The organism is Halomonas citrativorans, assembly GCF_900163645.1.
Lineage (GTDB): Bacteria > Pseudomonadota > Gammaproteobacteria > Pseudomonadales > Halomonadaceae > Vreelandella > Vreelandella citrativorans.
Genome location: NZ_FUKM01000015.1, coordinates 30387 through 44374, shown reverse-complemented (window position 1 = coordinate 44374; position 13988 = coordinate 30387). Strand labels below are relative to the sequence as shown.

Annotated in this window: 14 protein-coding genes; 8 read left to right on the top strand and 6 right to left on the bottom strand. The window is 56.6% G+C overall.

What is annotated here, in order from left to right:
* Positions 1-39 precede the first annotated feature (39 nt).
* The 5 genes from aroE to CZ787_RS04250 all read right to left on the bottom strand — a co-directional run bounded on the left by aroE (position 40) and on the right by CZ787_RS04250 (position 4649).
* Positions 40-861: a shikimate dehydrogenase gene (gene aroE, locus CZ787_RS04270; RefSeq protein ID WP_087106533.1), complete on the bottom strand. Its 822-nt coding sequence runs from the start codon at positions 859-861 to the stop codon at positions 40-42.
* A 46-nt stretch (positions 862-907) separates the two neighbouring features.
* The gene (gene hemF / locus CZ787_RS04265) at positions 908-1831 is read right to left on the bottom strand and encodes an oxygen-dependent coproporphyrinogen oxidase (RefSeq protein ID WP_087106531.1); all 924 of its coding nucleotides are present in this window, start codon (positions 1829-1831) and stop codon (positions 908-910) included.
* A gap of 88 nt (positions 1832-1919) precedes the next feature.
* Positions 1920-2477, bottom strand: a complete 558-nt coding sequence (locus tag CZ787_RS04260) for an L-threonylcarbamoyladenylate synthase (RefSeq protein ID WP_087106529.1) — start codon at positions 2475-2477, stop codon at positions 1920-1922.
* Positions 2478-2528: 51 nt separating this feature from the next.
* On the bottom strand, positions 2529-3644 hold the full coding sequence (gene dprA, locus CZ787_RS04255; RefSeq protein ID WP_087106526.1) for a DNA-processing protein DprA: 1116 nt from the start codon (positions 3642-3644) through the stop codon (positions 2529-2531).
* Between the two features lie 39 nt (positions 3645-3683).
* Complete coding sequence (locus tag CZ787_RS04250; RefSeq protein ID WP_140398966.1) at positions 3684-4649, bottom strand: peptidoglycan-binding protein; 966 nt, start codon at positions 4647-4649, stop codon at positions 3684-3686.
* Between the two features lie 129 nt (positions 4650-4778).
* Between CZ787_RS04250 and def the strand changes: the two genes are divergently transcribed.
* The 8 genes from def (at position 4779) to CZ787_RS04210 (ending at position 13230) form a co-directional block, all read left to right on the top strand.
* Positions 4779-5294 carry a peptide deformylase gene (gene def / locus CZ787_RS04245; RefSeq protein ID WP_087106592.1) on the top strand — a complete coding sequence of 172 codons (516 nt, stop codon included), beginning with the start codon at positions 4779-4781 and terminating at the stop codon, positions 5292-5294.
* 190 nt (positions 5295-5484) lie between these two features.
* Positions 5485-6471, top strand: a complete 987-nt coding sequence (gene fmt / locus CZ787_RS04240; RefSeq protein ID WP_087106522.1) for a methionyl-tRNA formyltransferase — start codon at positions 5485-5487, stop codon at positions 6469-6471.
* Entirely contained in the window at positions 6468-7817 is a 1350-nt protein-coding gene (rsmB, locus tag CZ787_RS04235; RefSeq protein ID WP_087106519.1) for a 16S rRNA (cytosine(967)-C(5))-methyltransferase RsmB, read from the top strand. The genes fmt and rsmB overlap by 4 nt, the downstream gene beginning before the upstream one ends.
* Positions 7818-7867: 50 nt before the next feature.
* Complete coding sequence (locus CZ787_RS04230; RefSeq protein WP_087106517.1) at positions 7868-8074, top strand: dodecin; 207 nt, start codon at positions 7868-7870, stop codon at positions 8072-8074.
* A 122-nt stretch (positions 8075-8196) separates the two neighbouring features.
* Positions 8197-9570 (top strand): Trk system potassium transporter TrkA, encoded by a 1374-nt coding sequence (gene trkA, locus CZ787_RS04225; protein WP_087106515.1) that lies wholly within the window; start codon positions 8197-8199, stop codon positions 9568-9570.
* A gap of 15 nt (positions 9571-9585) precedes the next feature.
* Positions 9586-11034, top strand: coding sequence for a TrkH family potassium uptake protein (locus CZ787_RS04220; RefSeq protein WP_087106513.1), 1449 nt, complete (start codon positions 9586-9588; stop codon positions 11032-11034).
* Between the two features lie 40 nt (positions 11035-11074).
* A complete protein-coding gene (locus CZ787_RS04215; RefSeq protein WP_087106511.1) occupies positions 11075-12328 on the top strand; it encodes a TraB/GumN family protein in 1254 nt (417 codons plus the stop codon).
* Positions 12325-13230 carry a DMT family transporter gene (locus CZ787_RS04210; RefSeq protein WP_087106509.1) on the top strand — a complete coding sequence of 302 codons (906 nt, stop codon included), beginning with the start codon at positions 12325-12327 and terminating at the stop codon, positions 13228-13230. The genes CZ787_RS04215 and CZ787_RS04210 overlap by 4 nt, the downstream gene beginning before the upstream one ends.
* Here the strand turns inward: CZ787_RS04210 and CZ787_RS04205 are convergent.
* Positions 13227-13985: a tRNA-uridine aminocarboxypropyltransferase gene (locus CZ787_RS04205; protein ID WP_087106507.1), complete on the bottom strand. Its 759-nt coding sequence runs from the start codon at positions 13983-13985 to the stop codon at positions 13227-13229. The two genes, CZ787_RS04210 and CZ787_RS04205, sit on opposite strands and share 4 nt — an antisense overlap.
* Positions 13986-13988 lie beyond the last annotated feature (3 nt).

The following is a 13988-nucleotide window of genomic DNA, read 5'->3' as shown; positions in this document are numbered from 1 at the left end:
GCCATCTCGGCCCTTTTTTTGATGAACACATGCAAGCGGCTAACCCGCGTTGAGCATTCTGCGCAGCATCTGGCGTACCTGGGTCGTCTCGGGGCGTACATTTCGCCATAGATAAAATGCTTCGGCGGCCTGCTCTACCAGCATTCCCAAGCCATCCAACCGCTGGGCACCATGCGTTCCTGCCCACTTCAAGAAGACCGTTTGCGTAGCGCCATACATCATGTCGTAGGCCCAGGCATCTTTTGCAAATAGATTGCCCGGCAGAGGAGGTAAATCGCCCGTTAGGCTGGCACTGGTTCCGTTGATCACGACACTAAAAGGGCCTTTAGCTGCCTTAAACCCTCCGCCATGGATCTCGCCCAAATCAGAAAAATCGTCGGCCAACTGTTGAGCTTTTTCAGCCGTTCGGTTAACGACCACCACCTCGCCAGGCTTTTGTGCGAGTAACGGCTCTAAAATTCCCCGCACGGCCCCACCAGCGCCCACCACCAGGATCCGCTTATCGGCAAGCGCTACACGGTTATATGCAAGGTCGCGTAACAAGCCAACGCCATCGGTATTATCGCCGTAAGTAAGACCGTTACCTCCGGCTATCAGCGTATTCACCGCGCCAGCCCGCTGGGCACGCCTGCTCAGGGTATCGCAGAGCGCAAACGCCTCTTCCTTAAAGGGTACGGTAACGTTGGCCCCCCGCCCGCCTTTATCAACGAATGCGCGCCAGGCATCGGTAAAGCCATCCAACGGTGCCCGTTGTGCTGTGTATTCAATTTTTTGCTGTGTTTGCAGGGCAAATTCGTTATGAATGAGGGGTGATTTTGAGTGCTCAATGGGATTACCCAATACGCAGTAAAGGTCACTCATCAACTCGTTCCTGTACTCTGTTTTATATTTCTGTAGATCACGATGTTTAAGCCCTATCCGACACGTTGAGCCAGTCTCTTGGCACCAGGTAGTCATTTAGCGTGGCTTCAGCGCTCCCAAGTGCAGGCGTATAGGCATACTCCCAACGCGCAAGTGGCGGCATCGACATTAAAATTGACTCGGTGCGCCCGCCGCTTTGTAAGCCAAATAGCGTTCCTCGGTCCCATACGAGGTTAAATTCTACATAGCGACCGCGACGATAGAGCTGGAACGCTCGCTCATGCTCGCCCCAGGCAGCCGCTTTGCGGCGCTTAACAATGGGCAAGTAGGCCTCTAAAAAGCTATCGCCCACGGCGCGTTGAAAGGCGAAACACTCCTCGAAACTGCCAGCATTCAAATCATCGAAAAACAGCCCGCCCACACCACGGGTCTCATCACGGTGCTTTAAATAAAAGTACTCGTCGCACCACGCTTTATAGCGGGCATAAACATCATCGCCAAAAGGATCGCAGGCCGCTTTAGCCACCTGGTGCCAGTGCACAACGTCCTCAAGCACCGGGTAATAGGGCGTTAAGTCAAAGCCTCCACCAAACCACCAGACGGGCGTTTCGCCCTCTTTTTCAGCAATAAAAAAGCGTACGTTGCCGTGGCTGGTAGGGACATGCGGGTTTTCAGGATGTAGTACCCAGGAAACTCCAACCGCATGAAAACTGCGACCGGCAAGCTCCGGCCGAGCTGCCGTTGCCGAGGGCGGCAGTTGAGCACCATACACATGGGAAAAGTTGACACCGCCTTTTTCAAAGACACCGCCCTGCTCAATCACGCGTGAGCGCCCGCCACCGCCCTCTTCACGCTGCCAGCTGTCTTCCTTAAACGCAGCTTTACCGTCAGCCGCGGCCAGCCCCTCACAAAGCCGGTCTTGAAGGCCGAGCAGGTACTGTTTAACGTCGTCTAAATGCTCGTGCGCCACGATGACTCCCGTTCAAAATTCTTATTACAAAGTAATCTTAACCATAATGCATTTAAGCACTTGGCACTTAAGCCGTTTACTTACCTATTTAAGCGCGCATTACCTGGCCACTGACTAAATCACGAATGGTGCTGGGTCGTGGATTCCCGCCCAGCTCGCCCGCTACTATCGCGGCGACTTCCTGCCCAAAAATAGTGACTACTTCTTCATCGCTCATGGCAGGTGCCTCACCCGCTCGATTGGCCGATGTCGACACCAGTGGCCCGCCAAACGCTTCACATAACGCTTTCATTAAGGGATGGTCGGTCACTCGTAATGCCACGCGTTGATGAGCACCGCGAACCAGCGCATGGCTGCGACCGTTATCCGGCACCAGCCAAGTGTTAGGGCCAGGCCAACTGGCCGCAAGTGGAGCATGCAGTTCAAACGGCAATTGGTTTAGCCAGGGCTGAAACTGCTGGATACTGGCCGCCACCAAAATAATGCCTTTGGAAGGGTCGCGCTCTTTCATGCGCATTAACCGGGTAAGCGCTTCGTCATTATCCGGGTCACAGCTAAGCCCCCACACGGCTTCGGTGGGGCATGCAATAACACCGCCAGCATGCAGTGCATTAATGGCAACTTCGAGGTCGACAGCCGGCTTCATTGGCGCTCCTGCTCTACAAGCAATTAGCGATAAGAGAATGCTCACATCCTATCATGGCCTGGGTAAGCGCACCCAACCTCCCACCTGCTGAGCGACCCATCCATCAAGCTCCAGCATCAATAACCGCTGCTGGCAGTTGCTGACAGACTCCCCGGTATGCTGAACCAGTGAATCAAGCGGCACCGGCGTTGCCGATAAAACGTTAAGCAGCTCATCAGGCAGTGGCTCGCTTAGTGGCGCCATTGGCCCTAAAGGGGGAGGCGAAGCCTTCACTGACGCTGGTAAAAAGCTACCCGCCCACTGCTGCAACTCTTCAAGCATATCGTCGACATGGCGCACCAGCGTTGCTCCATTACGCAACAAGTGCAGGCAGCCTTGAGCCTGAACATTGTGCAAAGACCCTGGCAGGGCAAAAAGCTCCTTGTTCTGCTCCAGGGCCAAGCGGGCACTGACCAACGAGCCGCTTTTCTCGGTGGCCTCAATCACTAACGTACCCAATGAAAGCCCGGTCACAATCCGGTTGCGCCGCGGGAAGAACGCGGGACGTGCCTTGGTGCCCGGAGGATGCTCTGACAACAATAGCCCGCCAGGCGCACAGCTCAGTTGCTCATGCAGGTCGCGATGTTGAGCCGGGTAAATAACATCCACGCCGCAGCCTAACACCGCAATGCTGCTTCCACCGGCACTCAGTGCAGCACGCTGAGCGATACCATCAATGCCCAGCGCCATACCGCTGACCACACACCAGCCTCGGCGAGCAAGTTCCCGCGCAAAGCCTTGGGCATTGGCGTTACCTTCCGAGGTGGGTTTGCGTGTTCCCACCATGGCAATCCTTGGCCCTTCAAGCGCCTGTAAATCCCCTTGGGCCCAAAGAATGGCGGGCGGGTCCGGTAGCTCGTTGAGCAGCTCAGGCCAGGCCGGGTGGTGGCGATGCAGAATATGCCGCGCTGGCCCGCTCTGCTGCCATGCCCGCGCGTCGTCTACGCATCGCTGAAGCGGGCTGCGCTCGGGGTGTTCAAGCCACAGCCGTAAGGCACTGGCGGCGTTAGCGGGCAGTGTCGCCAGCCAGCCTTCTGGCCAGCGCGGCTGGCGTGCCACCATCTGGGTAATGCGCAGTGCGCCCATGCCCGGCAAGGCGTTGACCACTAACCACTCACTGGTATTCATCGACGCTCCTCAACGTGCATGCTGAATATCCCAATTCCGTTATAAATCCGGAGTCACCACACGATCACCCACTTCCAGCATGCTGGAAGCTTGCATCACCAGCGCATAGCTCACCTGCTGGTAAGGCTTCACTACCATTGCCCAGCCCGCTGGGGTCGGTGGCAACGGCGTTACTACCTGGCGACGCGCGTCGAAAACGGTTTCGCTCGGCGAATTCACTTGAAGCAGATGCCCTGGCTCCAGGCCGTCTTGCGCGCCTACATCCAAAGCAATGATACGCAAGGCACCTATAAAACGTACGCCGCCGGGCACGGCGAGAATACGACCGTTTATTGCATTGCGCGGCAGGTGGGGTTGAAGCGCCGTTCGAGGCGCATCGGGTTCCAGGGCAAGAATAAGATCGTTACTACGCACCTCTTGATGAGCGCTGAGTACTTCCAGCAGGGCAATATCGCCCTCACTGCGTACAAGACGAGCTTCGCCGATGTGACTTAACGCCTGCCCCAACACCGCGCCATCGTCAGCGGTATAGGTCTGTGTCTGACGATAAATACCGAATGTGGCAGGGCCTAGCGCATTACTCGTTGCTCTATTCGTTACGTTGCTCGGCATAGCGCCACGGGCATAAATTCTGTCGCCTGCACCGTTGATCAACCGCTGGTGCTCGCCGGCCAACACATAGGCCATCTCAGGCTGGCGCACTCCGGGTTCTATTACTCGGTGTTCACGCCAAAAAGCGTTAAGGCTTTCAAGCGAGAGCGCGCCAAGTTCACTTACCTTCGCGTCTAGCGGTCCATCGGGCATTGGCAAGGTGCGTATTTGGGGAGAAAGCGTCACCACCGGCAGCGTTTCAGCGCCAACGGCGTGAAGGCTTATTAACAGCCCAGGCAGCAGGTTCACTACCCTCTTGAGCAAGTCGCAAAGCGCGTTTTGTCTTGCTGCGCGGCGCATAAAGTTGGCTAGCACTATCCCGTACTCCGTGAAGGATGTTTCGATCATTTTCATGGTGCTTCACCGCATGTGCTGATGCCCAGGAGCGCTGCCAGCGTGATATAGTGGTGATTAGCAAAGAACCAGGCCGCCGCGATTCGGCCTGATTATCCAAGATTTAGCTTAACGATGACGGTAATCCCCATGGCCAAACTTCCTATTCTCGAATTCCCCGATGAGCGCCTGCGCACCAAGGCGGTACCGGTGGAAACCGTTGACGACGAGGTCCGCCAGCTTGTCGACGATATGTTAGAGACCATGTACGACGCTCGTGGCATTGGCCTTGCGGCCACCCAAATTGATGTCCATCGTCGTGTCGTCGTCATGGACGTAAGCGAAGATAACTCGCAGCCGCTGGTACTGATCAACCCTCGTTATACGCCAGTCGGCGAAGACAAAGAGCCGCTTTCTGAAGGCTGCTTGTCGATTCCCGAGTACTACGCGGAAGTGCCGCGCTACCTGACGGTAAAACTCAACGCGCTTGACCGTAACGGCGAGGCGTATGAGCTTGAGGCCGACGGCCTGCTGGCGCACTGCATTCAACACGAGTACGACCATCTTGAAGGTGTACTGTTTGTTGATTATCTTTCGCCGCTAAAGCGCGACCGCATCATGAAAAAAATGCAGAAACGTCATAAGCTGATGCAAGACGACGCTTAACAGCCATCCGTTTTAGCACAGTTTACTTCGGTTTTTGTAGAAGTTTTGTAAGTGAGCGTATTTAAAACGCTTAAGGCCGAGAAGCCTGGTACTCCATACAACGGTACAACAGCCGTTGTATACCCTGCTTCTCGGCCTTTATTGTTGCCCCAGGCTTTCTCATTTCTCCTGTTACCAGGTACCTGTTGTCATGTCACAGTTGCGCGTTGTTTTTGCTGGCACGCCTGATTTCGCTGCCTCAAGCCTTGCGGCCCTACTGGCCAGCAAACATAAGGTAGTGGCGGTTTATACCCAACCCGACCGCCCGGCAGGTCGTGGTCGCAAACTCACGCCAAGCCCCGTTAAAAAGCTTGCTCTTGAGCATGCGCTTCCGGTCTACCAGCCACAAACGCTAAAAGACCCGGCCGCTCAAGCTGAGCTTGGCGCCTTAAACGCCGATATTATGGTGGTCGTGGCGTACGGTTTATTGCTGCCTCAGGCAGTATTGGACACGCCGCGCCTGGGGTGCATTAACGTCCACGCCTCACTGCTACCCCGCTGGCGCGGTGCCGCCCCGATTCAGCGCGCGATTGAAGCAGGTGATGACGCCTCGGGCGTTACCATCATGCAAATGGATGCAGGGCTTGATACCGGCGCCATGCTGCACGAAGTACGCACCCCGATCACCGAGCAAACCACGGGTGGCGACCTGCATGACCGCTTGGCGCTTCAAGGCGCCACTGCGCTAACCAGCGTGCTGGATAAACTGGCCAACGGTAACACCAGTGCAACACCCCAGCCGGAAGAAGGCGTTACCTACGCCACCAAGCTCAGCAAAGCAGAGGCCGAGCTGGACTTCACTCAGCCTGCAGAACGCCTTGCGCGTAAAATCCGCGCCTTTAACCCTTGGCCGGTGACGTGGTGTCAGATGGGTGATGACCGCTTACGCTTACTCATGGCAAGCGTTCAAGCCGGTGAACAGGGCGCAACGCCGCCCGGCACGCTGCTTGAAAACGGTGAAGACCATCTGCGTATTGCCTGTGGCCCTGAAGGCCGCGAGGTTTTATGTATCAGCAGCGCCCAACTCCCTGGCGGCAAGGCCATGGCTGTGCGCGATTTACTCAACGCCCGTCATGCTCGTTTGACACCCGGTAACCGCCTTGGTCAGCCTGAATCCCAGCAAGGAGACGCTTTATGAGTCAGCAACGTTCACACCCCGGTAAGCGCGCTTCAGGCAATAGCGGCCAGGACGTTCGCGCCGCCGCCGCCCGTGCATTAGCGCCGGTCATCTCTCAGCAAGGCTCACTGGCCGCGTTGGATGAGAACAGTGTCGTTGCCCGCGACCGAGGCCTTTTAAAAGAGCTCTGCTTTGGCACCTGCCGTCAGCTTCCACGTTTGGAAGCGCTGGCTAACAGCCTCCTAAAACAGCCCTTTAAAAAGCGTGACAGTGATATTCACGCCCTGCTGCTGCTGGGTATTTATCAGTTGTTGTATATGCGTATTCCCGCCCACGCAGCCGTCGGCGAAACCGCCGGTGCCGCGCGTTTGTTGGGTAAAGAGTGGGCGACCCGCGTACTGAATGGCTGCCTGCGTCGTCTACAGCGCGAGTCGGATGAACTCCAGGCCGCCGTTGATAAGGATGAGAGTATTGCGCTGGCCCACCCCCGTTGGCTGCTGGACGTACTACGCAACGCCTGGCCGGAGCAGTGGCGTGCAATTGTTGAAGAAAATAATCAGCCTGGCCCCATGACGCTGCGCGTAAATCAACACCACAATGACCGTGAAGCCTATATAGAACGGCTGACCGAACAAGGATTAAGCGGTGAGCTCTGCATCCACTCGCCGGATGGCATTACCCTTAACACGCCCTGCGATGTCACGCTGCTACCCGGATTTTCCGAGGGCCACGTTAGCGTACAGGATGAAGCAGCCCAACTGTGTGCTGCGCTACTTGGCCCTGCCTTGGCACCTCGCCCCGGCGCACAAGTATTGGATGCCTGCAGCGCGCCTGGCGGTAAAACGGCTCACTTGCTGGAGCAGTTCGATATTGCACTGACCGCCCTGGATAGCGATAACCACCGCCTTTCGCGAGTAGAAAGTACGCTAGACCGATTGGGGCTATCCGCCACGCTCCAGAATGTGGATGCCACTCAGCGCGATTGGTGGAACGGCACGCCGTTTGAGGCTATTCTGCTTGACGCTCCTTGCTCGGGCACGGGCGTCATTAGGCGTCATCCGGATATCAAAACACTTCGACGTAAAGAGGATATCCGCAAGCTAGCCAAGCTACAGCAGCAGCTACTGGACAATTTATGGCCCATGCTGCGCGAAGGCGGCACGCTGTTATACGCCACCTGCTCGGTACTGCCTGAAGAGAATGCCCAACAGATCGAGGCATTTCTGGCGCGCACGCCCGATGCCAAAGTGACCACGCCCAGCGATGTGGCCTGGGGTATCCAAAGCGGCCAAGGGCGCCAGCTATTTCCAGAGCAAGGACGTCACGACGGCTTTTTTTATGCCAGGCTAGAGAAGCAGTCTGCCTAGGCGCGTTCTGGTGCCAAGGCAGTGAACTCATGACTAAGGATGGAGATACCATGACTCACCACACCTACAAGCACGTAGAAATCACTGGCTCTTCCGAGAAAGGCATCGAGGAAGCCGTGCAGAACGCAATCGCCAAGGCATCAGAAACCATCCAGCACATGCGCTGGGTAGAAGTGACCGATACACGTGGCCATATTGAAGACGGCCGCGTGGCCCACTGGCAGGTCACCGTTAAAGTCGGTTTCACGCTGGAATAATCCTTACCTGCATTTCGACGGCGGCTGGTTTACACTGGCCGCCGTCTTTATTGCAGCGCATTACGTTAGATGTACAACGCTACCTATTGCGCTGGCGCTTTCAATGGAACCGATGCTCAGTAATGAAAATCATCATTCTCGGCGCCGGCCAGGTCGGCGGTACCCTGGCGGAGCACCTCGCTCGCGAGGAAAATGACATCACCGTTGTCGATACCGACGCCAATAAGCTGCGCGAGCTGCACACCAAGCTCGATATTCGTACCGTTACCGGCGCGGGCTCCTACCCTATCGTTCTGCGGCAGGCTGGCTGCGAAGATGCTGACATGTTAATTGCGGTGACCAACAGCGACGAAGTCAACATGATCGCCTGTCAGGTCGCGCATACGCTGTTCCGCACGCCTACCAAAATTGCCCGGGTGCGTGCCACGCCCTATCTGACCCGTAAGGGGCTTTTTGCCCACGAAGCGATCCCCATTGATGTATTAATCAGCCCCGAACAGGTGGTCACCGATCACGTCCGCCGCTTGATTGAACACCCCGGTGCGTTGCAGGTGCTGGATTTTGCGGATGGCTTGGTGCAGCTAGTGGCGGTCAAAGCGGTGTATGGCGGGCCGTTGGTGGGTCAGGACCTGGCCTTTTTGCGCAGCCATATGCCTAACGTGGATACTCGCGTCGCGGCTATTTATCGGCGTAACCGTCCCATCATTCCTCGCGGCGACACGGTCATTGAAGCCGACGATGAGGTGTTTTTCCTTGCCGCTCGGAGAGACATTCGCGCGGTCATGAGTGAGCTTCGCCGTATCGAACGAGGCTTTCGCCGCGTGGTAATTGCGGGCGGCGGCAACATTGGCGAACGCTTGGCCGAACATCTGGAACACAGCCACCAGGTCAAGATTATCGAGCATAGCCTTGAGCGCTGTACCACGCTTTCCGAACGGCTTGACCGCACCGTGGTGCTTCACGGCAGCGCGACCAGCAAGCGGCTTCTGGAAGAAGAGAACATTGAAGACTGCGACATTTTCTGCGCGCTGACCAACGACGACGAAGTCAATATCATGTCGTCGCTGCTGGCCAAACGGCTGGGGGCCAAGAAGGTGCTCACGCTGATCAACAATGCCGCTTACGTGGACCTCGTTCAAGGTGGCGAGATCGATATCGCGATTTCGCCCCAGCAGGCCACCATTGGCAGCCTGTTAACCCACGTGCGCCGAGGCGATATCGTCAATGTGCATTCACTACGCCGAGGAGCAGCAGAAGCCATTGAAGCCATTGCTCATGGCGACAAACACTCTTCGAAAGTGGTCGGTCGTACCGTTCGCGAGATCGGCCTGCCCGAGGGCACCACGATCGGGGCGATTGTGCGCGGCAAGGACGTCATTATCGCTCATGGGGATGTCACGGTGGAGAGCGGCGATCACGTGATTCTGTTTGTGATCGATAAGCGCCGCATCCGCGATGTCGAGCGTATGTTCCAGGTTGGCTTGACGTTCTTTTAGGAGCATGCACCTACCATGAGTCTGCGGGTAATTTTACGCATTTTAGGGCTGCTGCTGATGCTGTTCAGCCTGACAATGCTCCCTCCCATTTTGATTTCCCTGTGGTTTCGCGATGGGGTCTGGTACGCATTTATGATCGGTATCGCCATTACGGTGATCACCGGCTTAACCTTGTACCTACCCAATCGCCGTGCCCACAAAGAGCTACGCATCCGTGATGGTTTTTTAATCGCGGCGATGTTCTGGACGGTTCTGGCGCTGTTTGGTTCGCTACCGTTGATGCTGTTTGGCGATGCCTCGCTGAGCATTACCGATGCGGTGTTTGAATCGTTTTCAGGCCTGACCACGACAGGCGCCACGGTGATTACGGGGATCGACTTTTTGCCCAAGTCGATTCTCTACTATCGCCAACAGTTGCAGTGGCTTGGCGGGATGGGGATTGTGGTGCTGGCCGTCGCGATTCTGCCTACGCTTGGGGTCGGCGGCATGGCACTCTACCGCACCGAAATTCCAGGGCCGCTGAAAGACTCCAAACTAACACCACGAATTACCGAAACGGCTAAAGCGCTTTGGTACATCTACGCCACTCTCACCATGGCCTGCATGGTGGCCTATATGCTGGCCGGCATGGATTGGTTTGATGCCTTGGGGCACAGTTTCTCTACCGTGGCGATTGGTGGCTTTTCTACTCACGATGCCAGCATCGGCTACTTCAATAGCCCCGCGATTGAGCTGATTTGCGCAGCCTTTATACTCATTTCTGCGTTTAGTTTTAGCCTGCACTTTATCGCGTGGCGTGAAAAACGCCTGCTGCACTACTTTCAAGACCCGGAAGCGCGCTTTTTAATGCTGTTTCTGGCAGGGCTTGTCACGATTACCGCGATTACCCTGTGGCTGACACACACCTACGATACGCTAAGCGGCTTGCGCTACGCGCTTTTCGAGGTGGTATCCATCGCGACCACAGCAGGCTTTTCCGTCGCTGACTTCTCGGCCTGGCCTGGCGCCATCCCTTTTTTACTGTTTATTGCCGCCTTTGTGGGCGGCTGCTCAGGCTCAACGGCGGGGGGGATGAAGGTTATCCGGATCATCCTGATTCTCAAACAGGGCATGCGTGAGGTTATGCGCTTGATCCATCCCAATGCGGTTATCGCGGTTAAAGTCGGCAAAGTGAGTGTACCCGACAGCATCGCCCAGGCTGTTTGGGGGTTCTTCTCCGCCTACGTCATGCTGTTCTTTTTAATGCTGATGGGCGTTATGGCGACCGGCGTGGATCAGGTCACCGCTTGGTCGACTGTGGGGTCAGCGCTTAATAACCTTGGCCCGGCGCTCGGAGAAGCCAGCGGGAACTACGGCGAGCTACCTGATCTTGCCAAATGGATACTGGTGCTTGCCATGCTGCTGGGCCGCCTGGAAATTTTTACCGTGTTAGTGTTATTTACGCCCGCTTTTTGGCGGCGCTAATTCGGATGATGCCGTTTACTATTTGAATTGAGACACCTTAATGAGCCAAGACGACACCACCCCGCTAGCCACGGCGCCTGACGCACTACCCGCCACTAGCGGGCCGCTGAAAACGGTTACCGTGGGCGGTACTACCTACACCTTGCTGGGTACGGCGCACGTGTCGGCACAAAGTGCTGACGATGTAAGAATGCTGGCTGACAGCGGGCTTTATGACGCCGTAGCGATTGAGCTGTGCGACGCTCGCCATCACAGCATGACGAACCCGGATGCCATGGGTGAGCAGGACCTTTTCCAGGTATTCAAGCAGGGCAAAGCGGGCATGGTCGCGGCAAGCCTGGCACTGGGCGCTTTTCAACAACGCATCGCTGAGCAGTCCGGCATTGAGCCAGGTGCCGAGATGCGCGCCGCGCTTGAAGAGTGCCGTAACCGTAACTTGCCGCTTTTACTGGTTGACCGCGATGTCGGGATAACGCTTAAGCGCATCTACCGCAACGTGCCCTGGTGGCAACGCTTTTCACTCTTTTCAGGCCTGATTGGCAGCGTACTATCGCGCCAGGACGTATCCAAGGAAGAGATCGAAAAGCTAAAAGAAGGCGATATGCTGGAAGCCACGTTTAGCGAGTTTGCCGCTGAATCTGAAGCCCTTTACACCCCACTGATTCGCGAGCGCGACCGCTACATGGTGCTACGTCTTGCCGAACAGGCGCCACCTGGGCGCTTCAAGAACGTGTTAGTGGTGCTGGGCGCTGGCCACCTGAAAGGCACCGTTGAGCACCTGGAAGCACCATTACCCGAGAACCCAACGGTAGAGCGCGAAGCGTTGGAAGCTTCACCGCCGCCCTCCAAACTCTGGAAAGCCTTGCCTTGGCTGATTACCGCGCTGGTCATTACCGGCTTTGGTATTGGCTTCTCACGCAATACCGACTTGGGTTGGCAGTTGGTGCTGGAGTGGTTCTTGATCAACGGGATTCTGTCCGGCGGGGCGACCATTATTGCGCTTGCCCACCCGGTCACCGTTATTACCACTTTCTTTGCCGCACCGCTTACCTCGCTTAACCCAACGATTGGGGCCGGTTTTGTCGCCGCCGGGGTGGAGCTTTACATGCGCAAACCCAAGGTGCGCGACTTCGCTTCGCTACGTCAGGATGTCACTCACCTCAAAGGGTGGTGGAAAAATCGGGTGTCGCGCACGCTGCTGGTATTTATCCTCGCCACGCTCGGCTCAGCCGTGGGCACTTGGGTCGCAGGCTTTCGAATTGCAGGTGCCTTGTTTGGTAGTGGTGCGGCGTGAGTACGCTTAAGCGTTCGCCCTGGCAGGCAGATGCCCTGCTGTTGCTGGTAACCATACTGGCGGCGGGCGGATGGATTTTCTCCAAGGAAGCGCTTGCCGGTATGCCGCCGCTGCTGTTTATCGGCACACGCTTTTTGCTGGCTGGGCTCATCCTGCTGGGCTTTGCCTGGCCCGCCTTAAGCGCTATGCCAGCACGGCGCATTCGGCGCGGCATTTTTGTGGGCTTTCTGTTTAGTGGCGCCATTGGCTTCTGGATCATGGGGCTTGCGACGTCAAATCACCTGGGCGAAAGTGCGTTTATCAATAGCCTGGGGATATTGCTGGTGCCTATCGTTGCCAAGCTGCTGTTTGGCGACAGACCACCACGCACCACCTGGATCGCCCTACCCGTTGCCCTGCTGGGCTTCGCGTTACTCTCCCTTAATGCAGGTTTCAAGGTAGAAACCAGCCAGCTTTTGATGGTCTGCGCGGCACTCTGCTTTGCGTTACTCATCAATATTAATACCCGCGTCGTGCGAAACGTGGCCGCCCTGCCACTCACCACACTTCAACTGTTATCCGTGGGCACCGTATTAACCCTGGTGTCATTTATGTTTGAGCGCCAGCCCGTGGCGCTTAACACGTCTATTCTGGGCTGGTTTATGGCCAGTGTTCTATTGGCAAGCGCTCTGCGGTTTTTCCTGCAAATTACCGCCCAGGGAATGACCACGCCAAGCCACGCCTCGGTGGTATTGATGCTGGAAGCGGTATGGACCGCATTATTTGCCGCCTGGTGGTTTGGCGAAGTTATGGCGCCGCTACAGCTACTCGGCTGCGGGCTAATTTTTACCGCCCTGCTGATTAACCGCTGGTACTGGGTGCGCAAGATACTCCTGCGCTGGCTACCCGGCGCTGCCCGCTAGCGACTCTCTTCAAACTCTTCAAACTCTTCCTTTCGTGCTAACAGGCGCGTCATTGCCTCAGTGGGTTCTGCAATTTTCTTGTAGAACCGACTGGCGGCGTAGCTATCGTTAAACACATCGAAGTAGTCATCCAGCACGGCCGCCGCGTTGTTGTCGCCCCCTTGGCGCAACAGCTCAATGGCCACTTCTGCCGTACATAAATGCGCTTTCGAGGCGGGCTTACGCAGCCGGTAGCGGGTTTCTCGCTCGGTATGCAATGGCAATACCGGCAACGCATCCAGGTACGCACTCTTGCGAAACATGCGCCGCGCCTGCCGCCATGTACCATCTAGAATGATAAACACAGGAATACGCGACGCCTGTTTGGCGCTGTGTACGGCGTCCATTCCCACCACCCGGTCGGCATAATCGGGCTGGTCATCCGGGAAGATAACAAAGGGCACGTAGCGCGGGTCTGCCAAAAGCTCGGTTAACTGCGCATCCGGCGCCGTTCGGTACCAAGTGAATACCTGCGTTTGCGCCAGAACGTCCCCTATCAACCGGCCCGTATTGGTCGGCTTATAGTGCTCCAACGGATGCGTCAGCAGCCATACCTGGGCGTGGCTTTCGGCCTTCACCTGGTACGGACAAAGGCAATTTAGCGCGGGCAAATTGCAGCCCTCACAGCGTATGACAAAACTACCCCGCGCCTTGAACTCACGCCGCGGTGGGCGAGGATGACCAGCGACAGAATCACATTCAGTTGAGGCAGGCATCCG